The sequence below is a fragment of the Aeromonas aquatilis genome, assembly GCF_054052405.1.
In genome coordinates this window covers 1-15,706 of sequence record NZ_JBSTYP010000084.1, presented here as the reverse complement: position 1 = coordinate 15,706, position 15,706 = coordinate 1, and the positions used below count along the sequence as shown (strand labels likewise).

Here is a 15,706-nt window from a genome sequence, read left to right as displayed (position 1 = left end):
GGAGCGTTACGGGAAGGAGGTGAATATCAAAGCGTGTATGCATGAGGCGCTGGGACACCCCATGCAACACGTAATTGGGACATAGCCTTTTGTTTTTGGTGCCAATGCCAGCCGTCGACCCGGATGGCGGGTTGCATTGAAGGAGGTCGGATGCTGACATCCATGCTGATGGGGTTGGGATTGCTGCTGTTGTTCGAGGGGTTCGGCCCGCTGTTGATGCCCAGGGCATGGCTGCAGATGTTGCGGTTACTGAGCGATCAGCCACCGGAGCAGTTGCGCCGTATCGGCGGCTCGCTAGTGGTGGCGGGTAGCGTGATCCTCTGGATGCTGAGTCGCTGAGTCTGGCGCAATGCACTGTCCAGCAGATAGCAGACAATAAAAAAGAGGCCGAAGGCCTCTTTTTCCATGCATGTCGTTTTCTCAGGCACTGCGCTGCACGGCCATGTGGGCCAGTGTTTCCAGTGCTTGCTTGTGCGGGGAGTCCGGCAGAATGGCGAGGGCGGCAATGGCCTTGTCAGCCTCTTCACGGGCACGCATGCGGGAGTACTCCAGCGCGCCAGTGCGGTCGAGAATGCCAAGGATCTGCTCAAGATGCTCCATGCCGTTGCGGTGCTCGATGGCATCGCGCACCAGCTGGCGCTCTTCCGGCGTACCCACTTCCATGGCGCGCAGCAGCGGCAGGGTCGGCTTGCCTTCGGCCAGATCGTCACCGACGTTCTTGCCCATCTCTTCGCTCTGGGAGCAGTAGTCCATCACATCATCGATGATCTGGAACGCGGTGCCCAGATACTTGCCGTAATCGGTCATGGCCTGTTCGACGGGCTCGGGCTGATGGGTCAGCACGGCGGCGAGTCGGGTGGCGGCTTCAAACAGCTTGGCGGTCTTGCAGTAGATGACCGTCATGTAGCTCTCTTCGGTGGTATCCGGATCGTTGCAGTTCATCAGTTGCAACACTTCTCCTTCGGCGATGGTGTTGGTGGCATCCGACAGGATCTCCATCACCCGCAGGTTGGAGAGTTCGGCCATCATCTGGAAGGAGCGGCTATAGAGGTAGTCACCGACCAAGACGCTTGCGGCATTGCCAAACATGGCGTTGGCGGTCTCCCGGCCGCGGCGCAGGTCGGATTCATCGACCACGTCGTCATGCAGCAGGGTAGAGGTGTGAATGAATTCGATGATGGCGGCCAGTTTCAGGTGATCCTCACCCTCATAGCCCAGCGCACGCGCAGCCATCACGGTCAGCATGGGGCGCATCCGTTTCCCGCCGGCGCTGACAATGTAGAAACCCAGCTGATTAATCAGACTAACGTCGGACTGGAGTCGGGCCAGGATCAGTTCATTGACCGCCGTCATGTCGGCGGCACAGAGCGCACGGATAGTCTGTTGGTCCATAAGTCTCGTAACGTGACAGCAGCAATAACTGCGATTTTAGTAATGGCAGGGATTCTACACGATTTCACAATGGGTTACAGTTAGGCGTTTATCCACGGCGGCAGATATGCGCACAAAATAAACTTTTTGCTAAATTGGCCTTGCCTGAGCAGATCGATTTGCGTAGAATGCCCGCCCATTGTTATAGGTTTTTGCGCATGTCTAGCCTTGAGCAAAAGACATGCCTTTACGGAGTTAATCAAATGTACGCGGTATTCCAAAGCGGCGGAAAACAACACCGTGTGGCCGAAGGTCAAATCGTTCGTCTGGAAAAGCTGAACGTTGAGACTGGCGCTACCATCGACTTCAACGAAGTTCTGATGGTTGCTGCAGGCGACACTTTTAAAGTAGGTGCTCCTTTCGTTGAAGGTGGCAAGGTTGTAGCTGAAGTTGTGGCTCACGGCCGTGGCGAGAAAGTGACTATCGTCAAGTTCCGTCGTCGTAAGCACCATCGTAAGCAAGCGGGCCACCGTCAGTGGTTCACTGAAGTCAAAATCACTGGCATCAGCGCTTAATTAGAGGAGTCCGATAAATGGCACACAAAAAAGCTGGCGGTTCATCCCGCAACGGTCGCGATTCTGAAGCTAAACGCCTGGGCGTGAAGCGTTTCGGTGGCGAAACAGTTCTGGCTGGTAGCATCATCGTTCGTCAACGTGGCACCAAGTTCCACGCCGGCACCAACGTTGGTCTGGGCACCGATCACACCCTGTACGCGAAAGCAACTGGCAAGATCCTGTTCGAAGTTAAAGGTCCGCTGAATCGTAAGTACGTTAGCATCATTGCTGAGTAATTACGGACCGCAAGGATCCGAAGCCCCGCCAACAGGCGGGGCTTTTGTTTTTCTGAATAGCTGACGAAAAAACGGAACGCAGATGACCCGGGCTCCGACAGGAGCGTGGATTGCCAAGATGCGTATCGCCCGCAGGGGTCTGTACCACTATAATTGCGTATCGGTTTTTCGAATTAAGGTGACGGTTACCTATGAAGTTTGTTGATGAAGTCCAGATTCGAGTCGATGCCGGTGACGGTGGTAACGGTTGTGTCAGTTTTCGCCGGGAGCTGTATGTTCCCAACGGTGGTCCGGATGGCGGTGATGGTGGCGATGGCGGTGATGTCTATCTGCTGGCCGACGAAAACCTCAACACCCTGATCGATTACCGTTTTGAGCGTTTCCATGCCGCCGAGCGTGGCGAGAATGGTCGCAGTGCCAACTGTACTGGCCATCGTGGCAAGGACAAGGTCCTGCGTGTTCCTGTCGGTACTCGCGCCAGCGACGAGGATACCGGTGAGCGACTGGGCGACTTGACCAGTCATGGTCAGAAGCTGATGGTTGCCAAGGGTGGTTTCCACGGTCTGGGCAACACCCGCTTCAAGAGCTCCGTCAACCGTGCTCCGCGCCAGAAGAGCAACGGTACTCCGGGTGAAGTGCGTACCCTGAAGCTGGAGCTGTTGCTGCTGGCCGACGTCGGCATGCTGGGTCTGCCCAACGCGGGCAAGTCCACCTTTATCCGCGCCGTTTCCGCCGCTCGCCCGAAAGTGGCTGATTATCCCTTCACCACCCTGGTTCCGAATCTGGGTGTGGTGCGTGGCGAGAACTCCCGCTCCTTCGTGATCGCGGATATTCCGGGTCTGATCGAGGGTGCAGCCGAAGGCGCAGGCCTCGGTATTCGCTTCCTGAAGCACCTCGAGCGTTGCCGCGTGTTGCTCCATCTGGTAGACATCTGCCCGATCGATGGCTCTGATCCGGCAGAGAATGCCGTGACCATCGTCAAGGAGCTGGAAAAGTACAGCCCCGAGCTGGCAGGCAAGCCGCGCTGGCTGGTGTTCAACAAGATGGATCTGATCCTGGAAGAAGAAGCCCAGGAAGTGATGGATCGGGTTAAAGCCGCCCTCAACCATGAAGGGCCGGTCTACGCGATTACCGCCATCAGCAAGGAAGGGACCAAGAAGGTCTGCTACGACATTCTGGATCTGCTGGATACCATGCCCCGTCAACTGGAGCAGGATGCCAAAGAGGCGATCGAGAAGGTCGAGTTCAAGTGGGACGACTACCACAAGAACCAGCTGGCTCAGGCTGAAGCCGAAGCGCTGGCAGCTTCCGTGGCCTTCGATGAAGGGCTTGATGATGACGATTGGGATGACGACGAAGATGACGGTGTTGAAGTCATCTACGTGCGCGACTGATCCTCGTCACTCTCATTGAAAACCGGAGCCTGAACAGGCTCCGGTTTTTTTATATCTATCGAGCAGCCACTCATTAGGTATATTTGTGATGTCATTTATTGCCTGCCATTGATAACCGATTATACTGCCCACCTAAATTAACAATAACGAAACAATCATCTGGCGATGTCGATTGAATCGATATGCGTTGCTGTATCCGGTTGTTTTGATGGAAGGTTTACCTGTGAAAATATTTATGCGCAAATTTCTCCATTAAAAGCTTGTTTGTGCATTTTTTTAGAGTATTCTTGCGCCCGTTTTTGCCGGTGAATGCATGAATACGCAGGTTGGCCGGGCTAGGGAAAAGTAACATTAGGGCAGTCATATCATGTTGGAAAAGAGTCTCGAAGCACCTGCGGTCAATACCCGCCGTAACTTGTTGATGTTTCTGGTTCCGTCACTCATCGGGATCCTGCTGTTTATGACACCGGTTGTCTATGACGGTAACGTCACCATCCCGGTGGCTGTGCTGGCCAAGCTGGTGCAGCGGGTATTTGTCGATTATCTGGTCGCCATGGTCAGCGCAGTGATCACCACCACCATGCTGATGACGCTGATCGCCTGGTTGTTCAAACCGGCGATTCTGGTACGCCGTCCTTTCCTCAACAGCCTGTTCAATGTCTCCCCTTTCTGGGCCTGCGTGCGGGTCTTGGGCGGTATCTTCGTGCTGCTGACCTTCTTTCAGGCGGGGCCAGAGGTGCTTTACTCGGGCGCAACCGGTGGACTGGTGCTCAACGATCTGCTGCCGGTGCTGTTCTCGGTCTTCATTTTTGCCGGCCTGCTGCTGCCGTTGCTGCTCGATTTCGGACTTCTGGAATTTGTCGGCACCATGATGACCCGCATCATGCGTCCGGTCTTCCGGTTGCCGGGTCGCTCCGCAGTGGACTGCTTTGCCTCCTGGCTTGGCGATGGCAGCGTTGGCATCCTGCTGACCAGCAAGCAGTACGAAGGGAAGTTCTATACCCAGCGTGAAGCTGCAGTGATTGGCACTACCTTCTCCGCCGTCTCCATCACCTTCTGTCTGGTTGTGATCTCCCAGGTGAAGCTGGAGCACATGTTTGTTCCCTTCTACCTGACCGTCTGTCTGGCGGGTGTGGTTGCCGCCATCGTGGTGCCGCGTCTGCCACCGCTCTGCTGGAAGAAGGACATCTATGCCGATGGTACTCCCCTGTGCCGCAAGCAGGAGGCGGTACCACACCAGCACAGCGTGATGAGCTATGGCTTCGAGCGTGCCCTGACCAAGGCTGACAGCATGACTGATCTCGGTGCCGTCGCGCGGGAAGGGGTGAAGAATGCGCTGGATATGGTGTTTGGCGTGTTGCCGGTGGTGATGGCGATCGGCACCTGTGCCCTGATGCTGGCCGAACATACCCCGATCTTCAACTGGCTTGGCGCCCCGTTCGTCCCCTTGCTGGAGCTGCTGCAACTGCCGGAGGCGGAAGCGGCTTCCAAGACCATCATGGTCGGTTTTGCCGACATGTTCATTCCGGCGGTGCTGGCCTCGACCATCGAGAGCGAGATGACCCGCTTCGTGATTGCCGCTATGTCGGTGACCCAGCTGATCTATATGTCGGAAGTGGGCGCGCTGCTGCTGGGCAGCAAGATCCCGGTCAAGCTGTGGGAGCTGTTCGTCATCTTCCTGCTGCGCACCCTGGTCACCTTGCCGGTGATCGCCGTAGTGGCACACCTGCTGTTCTGATCACGTCGTCGTGGTGACAAAGGCCATCCCGCTGCGGGGTGGCCTTTTTGCATCCGGCGCATGAGGTCGCCCGTCATGCCAGCAAGGGCAAATGTGTTTCGTTCGAACATCTCATGATAGAGTGCCCCTCTGTTAGCAAATTGTGATGCAACGGAGTGTATTTATGTCTGCCATCCCCTATTCCCTTCTCGATCTGGTGCCGGTTGCCGAGGGTTCCCATCCTGTCGAATCGTTCCGCCATTCGCGCGATCTGGCGCAACATGCCGAGCGTTGGGGCTACCGCCGCTACTGGCTGGCTGAGCACCACAACATGCCGGGCATTGCCAGTGCCGCTACCTCGGTGCTGATCGGCCATCTGGCCGAAGCCACCACCACTCTGCGGATCGGGGCGGGTGGCATCATGCTGCCGAACCACTCGCCACTGGTGATTGCCGAGCAGTTTGGCACTTTGGCTTCGCTCTATCCCGACCGCATCGACCTTGGCCTTGGCCGCGCCCCCGGGACCGATCAGCGCACCATGCGGGCGCTGCGGCGAATGCGCAGCAGCGAGGTGGATGATTTTCCAGCCGATGTGCGTGAGCTGATGAGCTACTTTGGCGACGAGATCGGCGTGGTGCAGGCGGTACCCGGCCAGGGGCTGCATCTACCCATCTGGCTGCTGGGCTCCAGCCTCTACAGCGCGCAACTTGCAGCGGCGATGGGCTTGCCGTTCGGTTTTGCCTCCCATTTCGCCCCTGCCATGTTGCTGCAGGCGCTGGAGATCTACCGCAGCCAGTATCGCCCCTCCGTTCGCTGGCTCAAGCCCCATGCGGTGGTCTGTATCAATATGATCGCCGCCGACAGCGAGCGGGAGGCCCGCTTTCAGTTCACTACCGTGCAGCAGCAGTTTTTGCGCCTGCATCGCGGTGATGCGGGCAAGCTGCCCGCGCCGGTCGTCCAGCTTGGCGACGAGTGGGCGCCCCGTGAGCTGATGGCGATGGAGCAGACTCTGGCCCGCTCTCTGGTGGGCGACCCGGAGCAGGTTCGTCACGGTCTCAAGGCGCTGCTGGCGGAAACCCGTGCCGATGAGCTGATGTTCAATGGCCCCATCGTCGACCATCAGGCCCGGTTGCGTTCTTTCGAGATCGCCGCCGAGCTTATGCAGGGTCTTTAATCCATGGTTTGAGCCTCGGTAAACGCTATCTTGAATAGATAGCGTTTGTCGGGTTGCTGTCGGGTGACCGATATCTGTCTGCAGTGCTCACAGGCTGTGCTTGAAAACGACAGAGACGATGAGATTAATGTGTTGATTTAAAAGGAAAGTCAGGTTTATGTCAGGCATCTGTCGTGTCGCTTGTCACATCTGAGCCCGTATGCTGGCCCTGTCAATTACCACAAGGAGTTCGAGATGATCGTCAGGAAGTTGAGATTGCAACGGGGTTGGTCCCAGGATCAGTTGGCGACGATGACTGGTTTGAGTGTTCGCACTATCCAGCGGCTCGAGCAGGGGCAGCAACCCGGACTGGAATCTCTCAAGGCCCTGGCCTCTGTCTTTGAACTCGATGTGGCTCAACTGGATGGGTCAGAGCAACGGGAGCGCGAGATGAGAGGAAGTGACACTATGGATCAGGATGCGTTGCAGGTATCGGCCGAGGAGCGGGCAGCCATGCGCTATGTGGAGGCGCTCAAGGGCTTTTATCACCATGTCGCCAGCTATGTGGTGGTGATTTGCGGGCTGTTTGTCATCAACTACCTGAGCAATCCGGAGTACATCTGGGCCTGGTGGCCAGCACTGGGGTGGGGATTGGGGCTCGCCTCCCATGCCATTCGGGTATTTCAGCCCTTCAAGCTGTTTGGCCCGGAGTGGGAGCTGCGCCAGATCGAGAAGCGGCTGGGGCGCAAGTTGTAATGTTATCCGCCTGGAACACTGAGGGAAAAACAGAAAGCCCGGCAGGTTGCCGGGCTTTGTTATTGATGCGGGTCTTGGCAATCCGTGCGGCTGCGACCGCCTGATTGCTACGTAGTCCCTAGCTGGCGTGAACCGGGCAGGGGGTTGCGATCAGGGCATCATCTTCGTAGCGCCACAGGGTGAGGCTGTTGCCCCAGACACAGCCGGTATCGAGTGCCTTGATGTCGCTCTTGCCGGTGTTGCCCATCAGGGCCGCCCAGTGGCCGAACACCAGAATGGGGTCATCCACGTGATGCTCGCGCTGCTCGAACCAGGGGCGCAGGCCCGGGGTCGACTCCTTGGGACCCTTCTTGCATTTGAAGTCGAGACGACCGTCGAAATAGCAGAAGCGCATCCGGGTGAAGGTGTTGACGATGTAGCGGTAGCGATCGATCCCGACCAGATCATCTTTCCAGCCATCGGGCTGGTCGCCGTACATGTTGTGCAGCAGCCAGCTGTACTGGTCACCGCGTAGCAGGCTCTCTACCTCGCGGGCGCAGTTGCGCGCGGTGCGGACATCCCATGCGGGGGAGATCCCGGCATGCACCATCATGATGGGCAGATCCGGATGTTCGGCCAGTAGCGGGCGGTGGCGCAGCCACTCCAGCAGTTCATCCCGATCAGGGGCATCCATCAGGCTTTGCAGCTTGTCTTTCTTCTTGAGCGGTGCAACGCCATCGGCGACCGCCAGCAGGTGCAGGTCGTGGTTGCCGAGCACGGTAACGGCGCGGTTGCCCAGCCCTTTGACAAAACGCAGGGTATTGAGGGAGTCCGGGCCGCGGGCGACCAGATCGCCGCAGAGCCAGAGCGCGTCATTTTCGGGATCGAACGCGGCAAGATCCAGCAGACGGCGCAAGTCGTCGTAACAGCCCTGGATGTCACCGACAAAACAGTTCGCCATGAAACCTCAGTTGATAATGTTGGGGATGGCCAGCGTGAAGGGGGCGATGGGCGCCTCGAACTGCTGACCAGAGCCATCTTGCAGGGTATAGCTCCCTTCCATCACCCCAAGCGGGGTCGCCAGCGGCACGCCGCTCTGGTAGCGGTAGGTCTCACCTTCGGCAATGACGGGTTGTTCCCCGACCACGCCCGGGCCTGCCACTTCCAGCATCTTGCCATTGGCATCGGTGATGAGCCAGCGCCGATGCAGCAGTTGCGCCGGGCCGGGCCCCAGATTCTCAATCTCGATCAGATAGTGAAACTGGTAGGGGTCTTTGCTATCCGCCACATACGAGGGGTATGGGCGGACAATGATGTGCGGGAGCGCCACAGGATCAGGCCTTTGGCTGATCCGCCAGCCAGTTGGCGATCATGACAAACTGCTCGAGGGAGAGATTCTCCGGGCGCAGGTTGCCATCGATACCAAGCTCGGTCAGCTGGGCGTCGGTGATGAAGTTGGAGAAGCTGTTGCGGATGGTCTTGCGACGCTGGCCAAAGCCCTCGGTACAGACGCGATTCAGACAACGAATGTCTTTCGCGACGATGGTCGGGTTCTTGTGCGGGATCAGGCGAACTACGGCAGAGTCCACTTTCGGCGCCGGTTTGAAGGCGCCCGGGCCCACTTCCAGCACCGGCACTACTTGGCAGTAGTACTGGGTCATCACACTCAGACGGCCATAGGCCTTGCTGCCGGGGCCGGCGGCCAGACGCAACACCACTTCCTTCTGCAGCATGAAGTGCATGTCTTCAACCCGGTCGGCGAACTCGCACAGGTGGAAGATGAGCGGGGTGGAGATATTGTAGGGCAGGTTGCCGAAGATGCGCAGCGGCCCCTTGCCTTCTCCCATCAGGGTGCTGAAGTCGAAGCGCATGGCATCGGCCTCAATCACGGTCAGCTTCTCCTTGAGGGTCGGGTGCTCGCGCAGGCGAGCTGCCAGGTCCCGGTCCAGTTCGACCACGGTCATTTTGTCCATCTGAGAGGCGACCGGCTCGGTCAGCGCGGCCAGACCCGGGCCGATCTCCACCAGGTTTTGGCCCGGCTGCGGGTTGATGGCGGCGACGATCTGATCGATCACATACCGGTCGTGCAAGAAGTTCTGACCGAAACGCTTACGGGCCGTGTGGCCCATGTGCACCTTACTGCTCATATCTTTTTTTCTCTACCATCTTGATGGCGTGGTTAATCGCGGTGACAAGGCTGCCCGGATCCGCCAGGCCCTTGCCTGCCAGATCCAGCGCGGTGCCGTGATCCACCGAAGTGCGGATGAAGGGAAGCCCCAGGGTGATATTGACCGAACTGCCAAAGCCCTTGTATTTGAGCACGGGCAGCCCCTGGTCGTGGTACATGGCGAGTACCGCATCCGCATCCTTGAGGTATTTATCCTGGAACAGGGTGTCGGCCGGCAACGGGCCGACCAGATCGATCCCTTCCTGGCGCAGGGTGGCCAGGGCGGGTTCGATCACGTCAATCTCTTCACGTCCAAGATGGCCACCTTCCCCCGCATGGGGGTTGAGGCCGCAGACGTAAATACGGGGTTTGGCGATGCCAAACTTGGTGGCGAGATCCTCATTTAGAATCCGGATCACCTTGCCGAGGCGATCCTCGGTGATGGCCATCGCCACATAGGCCAGCGGAATATGGGTGGTTGCCAGCGCGACCCGCAGCCCCTCGGTTGCCAGCATCATCACCACATCTGCGGTGTTGGATTGCTGGGCAAAGAACTCGGTGTGGCCGCTGAACGAGACCCCGGCCTGGTTGATGATCCCCTTGTGCACCGGCCCGGTCACCACGGCGGCAAATTCGCCGCTCATGTTGCCATCACAGGCGCGCTGCAGGGTAGCCAGTACATAGGCGCCATTGCCTTCGTTCAGCTCGCCCGGCACCACAGAGGCGCCGAGGGTGACCGGACAGATGGTCAGGGTGCCCGCCCGCTGCGGATGAGCAGGGGCGGCGGCATCGTAGGGCTCAAGCTCGATGGGCAGCCCAAGCAAGGTTGCCCGCTCGCGTAGCAGCATCGGATCGGCGATCACCACTAACTGGTGGGGCCAATCCTGCCGGGCAATCTGCAGCACCAGATCCGGGCCGATCCCGGCCGGCTCGCCCGGGGTAACGGCAAGGCGACGGCAGCTCATCAGCTACCGGCGCCTTCGATCTGGATGTAGGCCTCGTCACGCAGCTCATCCAGCCACGCCTGGGACTCTTCCACGAAGCGACGGTTGTAGATCAGCTGGTAGGCGCGCTGCTCCTGAGCCTTGTCGGTCGCATCCTGGCTGCGGCGATCTTCCACCTGCACGATGTGCCAGCCGTGGCTGGTGCGGAACGGGGCACTGATCTGGCCCGGTTGCAGACGGTTGACCATGTCGCGGAACTCGGGGACATAGACGTTGGGATCAGACCAGCCCAGTTCGCCACCCTGCACCGCAGAGCCCGGGTCTTCGGAGTACTTCTCCGCCATGCTGGCGAAGCTGGCCTTGCCGCTCTTGATGTCGTGCAGAATGCCGTCCAGCATCCCCTTGGCTTTCTCTTCGCTCAGGATGATGGAGGGCTTGATCAGGATGTGACGGGCCTTCACCTCGGTCTGCATCACTTGCTGCTGACCCTTGGTGTCGAACACCTTGACGATGTGCAGGCCGGCGCCGGAGCGCAGCGGGCCGACGATGTCACCCTTTTTGGCACCCTGTACCGCTTCCGCCATCAGGGTCGGCATCTCTTGCGGGCTCATCCAGCCCCAATCCCCCCCTTCCAGCGCCTTGGGACCGTTACTCTCGGCAATGGCCAGTTTGCGGAAGTCTGCACCTTGCTTGAGGGCGGCCAGAATGCGCTCGATCTTGCTCTTGGCGGCATCCAGCTGGGCGGCAGTGGGGTTGTCCGGCAGGGCAATCTGGATATGGCCGACGTGGTATTCGTTCTGCTGTTGACCCTGTTTCTTCAGGATCTCCACCACCTGCTTCACCTCCTGCTCGGAGATGTTGATACGGCGGCGCACCTGATTGCGGCGCACTTCGTTCATCAGGATCTCGCGGCGAACCTCTTCCCGATACTGGGCATAGGTCATCCCTTCACGGGCGAGCTGGGCCCGCAGCTGATCCAGGGTCATCTTGTTGTCGGCGGCGATGCCCTGAATAGCCTGTTCCAGCTGTGTGTCGCTGATCTTCAGCCCCTGGCGCTCCGCCAGTTGCAGCTGCAGGCTCTCTTGGATCAGACGGTCGAGCGCCTGTTTGCGCAGGGTGGCGTCGTCAGGCAGGGACTGGCCGCTCTCCTGAGCGGAGAGTTTTACCTTGTTGACCAGTGCGTCCTGTTGGCTGGACAGCACCACGTCCTTATTGACCACGGCCAGCACCTTGTCCATCAGCTCGGGCGCAGCCAGTGCGGCCTGGCTCATGGCACCGAACATTCCCGCGGTCAGCAGGGCAATCAGGGTCTTTTTCATATCCATCTCTCAAGGCTGGACCAGCATCATTGCTGGTCTTTCAGATTAAACGGGCGAACATAGGGCAACAGCTCGGTATCCAGTGTGACGCTGCGGCCACCGGTACCCACGCTGCCAAGTCCCTTCATTTCAAACTGCAGACCAATGACTTTTTCCGAAGTGGGCTTCAGGGTGACGTTGTCCGGCTGATTGTGCCACTCCAGGCTCATGTTGATGCTCCAGCAGCAGGAGTCGTATTTGACACCGATCTTGCGGTCAATGTTCACATCCTGCTTGATGTCACGGTAGTAACCACCATACATCTGCCACTGATCGGCGATCGGCGCCATCATCACCAGACCCGCCTGGCTCAGATCTTCTGCCAGTGCCGTGTTGGTCGGGTAGCGATAGTCCAGGTTGCCATCCTTGATGTAGCGGTAGTTGACCTGAGTGGTCAGCTTGCCGGTCCGGTACTCGACTGCACCGTTGCCAGCCGTAAATTCACCCTCGGAGGTATCGTACTGGGTTCCCGCGTGGGCAAACCACTCATCGGTGATCCGGGCATCCCCCTCGAACGAGAGCAGGGAGCGGGCGTTGGTGCTTTCCGGATTTGAAGGGTAGAGGCGCACCTTGGGTGGCGTCATCTCAAAGGCCTGGGCCACCGCCAGACGCAACCGTTCATCACCCACATTGTCATAGACCCGGCTGGTCAGGCCAACGGTGACCCGGTTGGCATCGCTAATGCGGTCGAGACCGGCAAAGCGGCGATCACTGAACAGGCTGTAGTAATCCTGACGGGTGGTGGTGGAGTCGTAGATCCCGATTTCGTCCTGATTTTTGTAAGGGATATAGAGGTACTGGAACTCGGGTTCCAGGGTTTGGGTGCCCTTGCCATCATACCAGTCGAGCGGCCGATCGAAGTTGACGCCCCCCTTGAGGCGGAAGGAGGGCAGAGTACGAGTAATGGTGCCCTCTTTCAGGGTCAGCTGTTTGCTGTCTGCATCGGTGAAGCGGCTGCGGTCCTGGCTAACCAGATTATCGGGTACCTCCTGGTTGTAGGAGGTAAACATCAGCTTGTACTGACTGGTCAGGTAGTAACCCGGTGCATCCACCAGGGGCACGGTCAGGGTCGGTGCCAGATGCAGACGGGTGGCGGTATAGCGCTCACCGGCTTGCTGGGTAGTGGCACTGCCGCTGTCATAGCCAAACTTGGTCAGTTCGCTGTTCCAGGCCAGATCGAACCACTTGCCCTGCTGGAAGTAGTTGTAGTCGATACGCGGCAGCATCTCGTGGGGCAGCAACGCATATGGGCTCAGGATCTGGTAGCGGCGCACCTCGGAGGTGAGGTTCCAGTTGTGCTGGTAGTAGCCGGCGGTAAAGGATTGTTGCAACTGGCTGTCGACCTGAGTGCCCACTTGTGGGCTGAAGTCATTGAAGTAGTTGTAGTCCTTGTCGCGCACCTGGGTGTAGTCGATACCAAAACGCAGGCTGCCATCCATCAGGGCGGAGCCGTGTCGGACGTTCATCAGGTAGCGATGGCCATCGGACAGGCCAGCCAGACTCGGATTGCTCGGGCTGTACTGCTTGTCATCCGCCAGATTTTCAAAATAGAGGGTGCCGGTGTGGGCGGGGTCCGGCATGTAGCGGAACTCCACCTGTTCCATCAGGCCGCGTTTGTCCATAAAACGGGAGGTGATGGTGGCATCATAGTTGGGGGCAATGTTCCAGTAGAAGGGCTGGGTGATATCCATGCCGTTGCTGGAGCTCTGCTTGTAACCCGGGTAAAGCAGACCGGTCTTCCGCTCATCCTTGATGGGGAAGTTGATATAGGGGAAGTAGAACACCGGGTAGTCATAGAGCCAGAGGCTGGCGTTCCAGGCTTCGCCGAACACCTCTTTCTGGTCGATGTCGATACTGCCCGCCTTGAGGGTCCACACTTCCTGACCGGGGGGGCAGGTGGTGTACTGGGCCCCCTCCATGGTGATGTTCTGGTTGTTGTTGGTCATCACTACGCGCTTGGCAAAGCCGCGCACCGGTGAGCCATGCACCTGATACTTGCCCTCTTCCAGTTCGGAGTTCTTGGTATCCAGGTTGGATTTGAGGGTCTTGTCGCTGGTGACGGTCACCTGACCATCGTTGTAATAGATGTTGCCGATGGCGATGACATCCCGGCTCTTTTGGTCGAGCTGGGCATAATCGGAGTCAAACTTGCGAACCCCCTGACGAACCTTGACGTCACCTTCATAGACGGCGGTGCCGCCCTGTTTGGCTTCGAGACGGTCGGCATCAACCTCGACCGGCTGTGCGTTGGCATCCTGATCCGATGCAGGCTTCTCTATCTTGGGAACATAGTCATAGCAGAGACTATCGAGAATGCCGGTGGCTGGCGGCGCTTCGAACGGGGCCGCCTGCACCATCATAGGGGTGAGTGCGGGGGCCAGGCTGATAGTCAGGGCGATGGGATAGCGGTACCCCAGTGTCCATTTTGTCATGTGAAAGACTCGTGCAATCCGTGATAGATACGGTTGATCCAAGGTATGCATTTTACGACAGGTTTCATCGAGTTGACATTGCATGTCGGGAAATGGTTGGTTTAATCATTAAAAATCAGTTGCTTAGGGTGTGTGTGTTGTCAAATTTCATAGCACGGAAAGCACACCATGCAGCCGACAAGACTATCACACAGCGATCAAGTTGTCGCTACCCTCGCCAAGCTCCCCGTCTCCACTTTCGGGACTGGACTGCCCCCCAGTAGACGATCCTGCCCTAGAATTTGAACATAGGCGGAGCGTATGGGCACACCACGATTTACTCCTGAATTTAAAGAGGAAGCAGTTCAATGTTCAACAACAGAGAGTCTAGAAAACCCGGGGCGATTCAGGGGCAAGTGGGACAGGAGGGGGCGAATTGCGGGCAAAAAAGAGGAGGGGCCTTGGCTCCTCCTGCATGATTCACTGGCGCGGGCTTAGACCAGAGTAACGTTCTCAGCCTGAGGGCCTTTTTTGCCCTGGGTCACAGTGAACTGGACTTTTTGACCTTCAGCCAGGGTTTTGAAACCGGTGCTCTGGATGGAGGAGAAGTGAACGAATACGTCCGGACCCTGGGATTGTTCAATAAAGCCAAAACCTTTGGTTTCGTTGAACCATTTTACCTGGCCGGTGCGAATGTCAGACATGTGCTAAATCCTATCAATAACAAAATGAAACTAAGCCCGTGCTGGGCTGCATTTGCCTTGCAAGCAGGGGTTGGCTCATGACTGACCACGTCTCTTTGTCCCAGTAGCACGTAGAACAATCCCTGTCTAAAGCACAAACGATTGTACGTTAGCGCCGATCCTTGTCAATTTGACCCCTTTCGTTTTTTGAACAAGCTAAAAATATTGTGAAGTCAGTAGCTTATTTGAAGATATTTGACCGAAAAAAAAGGCTATGTCCCAATTACGTGTTGCATGGGGTGCCCCAGCGCCTCATGCAAACATGCTTTGATATTCACGCCCCTCCCGTAACGCTCCAGCATCCTGCGCCAACCCAGGTAATTCTTCAGGTAGTGCGTCGCCACGCCATGGAACCGCTCCATCCACTCCTTCAACCGATGGTGATACCCGTTCACGTGCTGGATGTGATACGCACCAACCACCCGTTCGCCTTGGCGATTGTGCACTACCTGATGGGTTATGCCCTGCACTTTGCTAAAACTCGCATACACACCCGCACCATCGCTACACAACACCGCATCCGGTGACACCAACGGCTTCAACACCGCGATGACCGTCTCGGCATTTATCTTCTCCAGCTGAAAATCCGCATGGTGGCCAGCACGGTCCTGCACCACCATCACCGGGATGTAATCCGGCCCGGTTCCACGGGTTCGCCCCTTGCCACCACGATGCCTTGGCGGACGCGGCAGCCCCCGTTGCCCCTTGAACGATTCAAGGAAGAAGGTCTCATCAACCTCAACGATGCTCTCTTCCCGTGTGGCTTGATGAGCTGCCATGGCACGCAAGAAGCGGTGACGCCAGAGGAACGCGGTGTTTTTGCTGACCCCACAGCGCCGCGCTGCCTGGCGGACGGCCAGTCC

At 58.0% G+C, this 15,706-nt stretch carries 16 protein-coding genes; 7 read left to right on the top strand and 9 right to left on the bottom strand.

The genetic code is table 11. The features are described 5' to 3' along the window. The first annotated feature begins 150 nt into the window (after positions 1–150). Entirely contained in the window at positions 151–339 is a 189-nt protein-coding gene (locus ACW5W8_RS21935; protein ID WP_498630409.1) for a DUF2065 domain-containing protein, read from the top strand. Between the two features lie 81 nt (positions 340–420). Here the strand turns inward: ACW5W8_RS21935 and ispB are convergent, their stop codons facing one another. After that, positions 421–1,392 carry an octaprenyl diphosphate synthase gene (gene ispB, locus ACW5W8_RS21930; protein WP_019444890.1) on the bottom strand — a complete coding sequence of 324 codons (972 nt, stop codon included), beginning with the start codon at positions 1,390–1,392 and terminating at the stop codon, positions 421–423. Positions 1,393–1,634: 242 nt separating this feature from the next. On the opposite strand from ispB, the gene rplU reads away from it, so the two are divergent. From rplU to ACW5W8_RS21900, 6 genes are all read left to right on the top strand, one after another. Then, complete coding sequence (rplU, locus tag ACW5W8_RS21925; protein WP_005304210.1) at positions 1,635–1,946, top strand: 50S ribosomal protein L21; 312 nt, start codon at positions 1,635–1,637, stop codon at positions 1,944–1,946. A gap of 17 nt (positions 1,947–1,963) precedes the next feature. Then, positions 1,964–2,221 (top strand): 50S ribosomal protein L27, encoded by a 258-nt coding sequence (gene rpmA / locus ACW5W8_RS21920; protein WP_111912301.1) that lies wholly within the window; start codon positions 1,964–1,966, stop codon positions 2,219–2,221. Between the two features lie 191 nt (positions 2,222–2,412). Further along, positions 2,413–3,615: an Obg family GTPase CgtA gene (gene cgtA, locus ACW5W8_RS21915; protein ID WP_498630406.1), complete on the top strand. Its 1,203-nt coding sequence runs from the start codon at positions 2,413–2,415 to the stop codon at positions 3,613–3,615. 367 nt (positions 3,616–3,982) lie between these two features. Further along, positions 3,983–5,353 (top strand): YjiH family protein, encoded by a 1,371-nt coding sequence (locus ACW5W8_RS21910; RefSeq protein WP_498630404.1) that lies wholly within the window; start codon positions 3,983–3,985, stop codon positions 5,351–5,353. A gap of 163 nt (positions 5,354–5,516) precedes the next feature. Then, complete coding sequence (locus ACW5W8_RS21905; RefSeq protein ID WP_498630402.1) at positions 5,517–6,506, top strand: luciferase-like monooxygenase; 990 nt, start codon at positions 5,517–5,519, stop codon at positions 6,504–6,506. A 234-nt stretch (positions 6,507–6,740) separates the two neighbouring features. Further along, a complete protein-coding gene (locus ACW5W8_RS21900) occupies positions 6,741–7,241 on the top strand; it encodes a 2TM domain-containing protein (protein ID WP_498630400.1) in 501 nt (166 codons plus the stop codon). Between the two features lie 118 nt (positions 7,242–7,359). Here ACW5W8_RS21900 and ACW5W8_RS21895 read toward each other — a convergent pair whose 3' ends face one another. From ACW5W8_RS21895 to ACW5W8_RS21860, 8 genes are all read right to left on the bottom strand, one after another. Next, the gene (locus ACW5W8_RS21895) at positions 7,360–8,181 is read right to left on the bottom strand and encodes a symmetrical bis(5'-nucleosyl)-tetraphosphatase (protein ID WP_498630398.1); all 822 of its coding nucleotides are present in this window, start codon (positions 8,179–8,181) and stop codon (positions 7,360–7,362) included. A gap of 6 nt (positions 8,182–8,187) precedes the next feature. Continuing rightward, positions 8,188–8,550, bottom strand: coding sequence for a Co2+/Mg2+ efflux facilitator ApaG/CorD (gene apaG, locus ACW5W8_RS21890; protein WP_498630396.1), 363 nt, complete (start codon positions 8,548–8,550; stop codon positions 8,188–8,190). Positions 8,551–8,554: 4 nt separating this feature from the next. Beyond that, the gene (rsmA, locus tag ACW5W8_RS21885; protein WP_040096170.1) at positions 8,555–9,367 is read right to left on the bottom strand and encodes a 16S rRNA (adenine(1518)-N(6)/adenine(1519)-N(6))-dimethyltransferase RsmA; all 813 of its coding nucleotides are present in this window, start codon (positions 9,365–9,367) and stop codon (positions 8,555–8,557) included. Beyond that, positions 9,357–10,352: a 4-hydroxythreonine-4-phosphate dehydrogenase PdxA gene (gene pdxA / locus ACW5W8_RS21880; protein ID WP_498630394.1), complete on the bottom strand. Its 996-nt coding sequence runs from the start codon at positions 10,350–10,352 to the stop codon at positions 9,357–9,359. Before pdxA ends, rsmA begins: the two co-directional genes overlap by 11 nt. Next, positions 10,352–11,650, bottom strand: coding sequence for a peptidylprolyl isomerase SurA (gene surA / locus ACW5W8_RS21875; protein WP_005349338.1), 1,299 nt, complete (start codon positions 11,648–11,650; stop codon positions 10,352–10,354). The genes pdxA and surA overlap by 1 nt, the downstream gene beginning before the upstream one ends. 26 nt (positions 11,651–11,676) lie before the next feature. Then, positions 11,677–14,121, bottom strand: coding sequence for an LPS assembly protein LptD (gene lptD, locus ACW5W8_RS21870; RefSeq protein WP_498630392.1), 2,445 nt, complete (start codon positions 14,119–14,121; stop codon positions 11,677–11,679). Between the two features lie 473 nt (positions 14,122–14,594). Next, positions 14,595–14,804 (bottom strand): cold-shock protein, encoded by a 210-nt coding sequence (locus ACW5W8_RS21865; RefSeq protein WP_005338972.1) that lies wholly within the window; start codon positions 14,802–14,804, stop codon positions 14,595–14,597. A gap of 251 nt (positions 14,805–15,055) precedes the next feature. Next, on the bottom strand, positions 15,056–15,706 hold a 651-nt coding region (locus ACW5W8_RS21860; protein WP_498630389.1), incomplete at its 5' end, for an IS1595 family transposase.

Bases quoted from the DNA above. Each gene is read 5' to 3' on its own strand.
- surA (WP_005349338.1), bottom strand. From the start codon at position 11,650: ATGAAAAAGACCCTGATTGCCCTGCTGACCGCGGGAATGTTCGGTGCC.
- lptD (WP_498630392.1), bottom strand. From the start codon at position 14,121: ATGACAAAATGGACACTGGGGTACCGCTATCCCATCGCCCTGACTATC.
- ACW5W8_RS21865 (WP_005338972.1), bottom strand. From the start codon at position 14,804: ATGTCTGACATTCGCACCGGCCAGGTAAAATGGTTCAACGAAACCAAA.
- ispB (WP_019444890.1), bottom strand. From the start codon at position 1,392: ATGGACCAACAGACTATCCGTGCGCTCTGTGCCGCCGACATGACGGCG.
- ACW5W8_RS21900 (WP_498630400.1), top strand. From the start codon at position 6,741: ATGATCGTCAGGAAGTTGAGATTGCAACGGGGTTGGTCCCAGGATCAG.
- rpmA (WP_111912301.1), top strand. From the start codon at position 1,964: ATGGCACACAAAAAAGCTGGCGGTTCATCCCGCAACGGTCGCGATTCT.
- rplU (WP_005304210.1), top strand. From the start codon at position 1,635: ATGTACGCGGTATTCCAAAGCGGCGGAAAACAACACCGTGTGGCCGAA.
- ACW5W8_RS21895 (WP_498630398.1), bottom strand. From the start codon at position 8,181: ATGGCGAACTGTTTTGTCGGTGACATCCAGGGCTGTTACGACGACTTG.
- ACW5W8_RS21910 (WP_498630404.1), top strand. From the start codon at position 3,983: ATGTTGGAAAAGAGTCTCGAAGCACCTGCGGTCAATACCCGCCGTAAC.
- pdxA (WP_498630394.1), bottom strand. From the start codon at position 10,352: ATGAGCTGCCGTCGCCTTGCCGTTACCCCGGGCGAGCCGGCCGGGATC.
- ACW5W8_RS21935 (WP_498630409.1), top strand. From the start codon at position 151: ATGCTGACATCCATGCTGATGGGGTTGGGATTGCTGCTGTTGTTCGAG.
- cgtA (WP_498630406.1), top strand. From the start codon at position 2,413: ATGAAGTTTGTTGATGAAGTCCAGATTCGAGTCGATGCCGGTGACGGT.
- rsmA (WP_040096170.1), bottom strand. From the start codon at position 9,367: ATGAGCAGTAAGGTGCACATGGGCCACACGGCCCGTAAGCGTTTCGGT.
- ACW5W8_RS21905 (WP_498630402.1), top strand. From the start codon at position 5,517: ATGTCTGCCATCCCCTATTCCCTTCTCGATCTGGTGCCGGTTGCCGAG.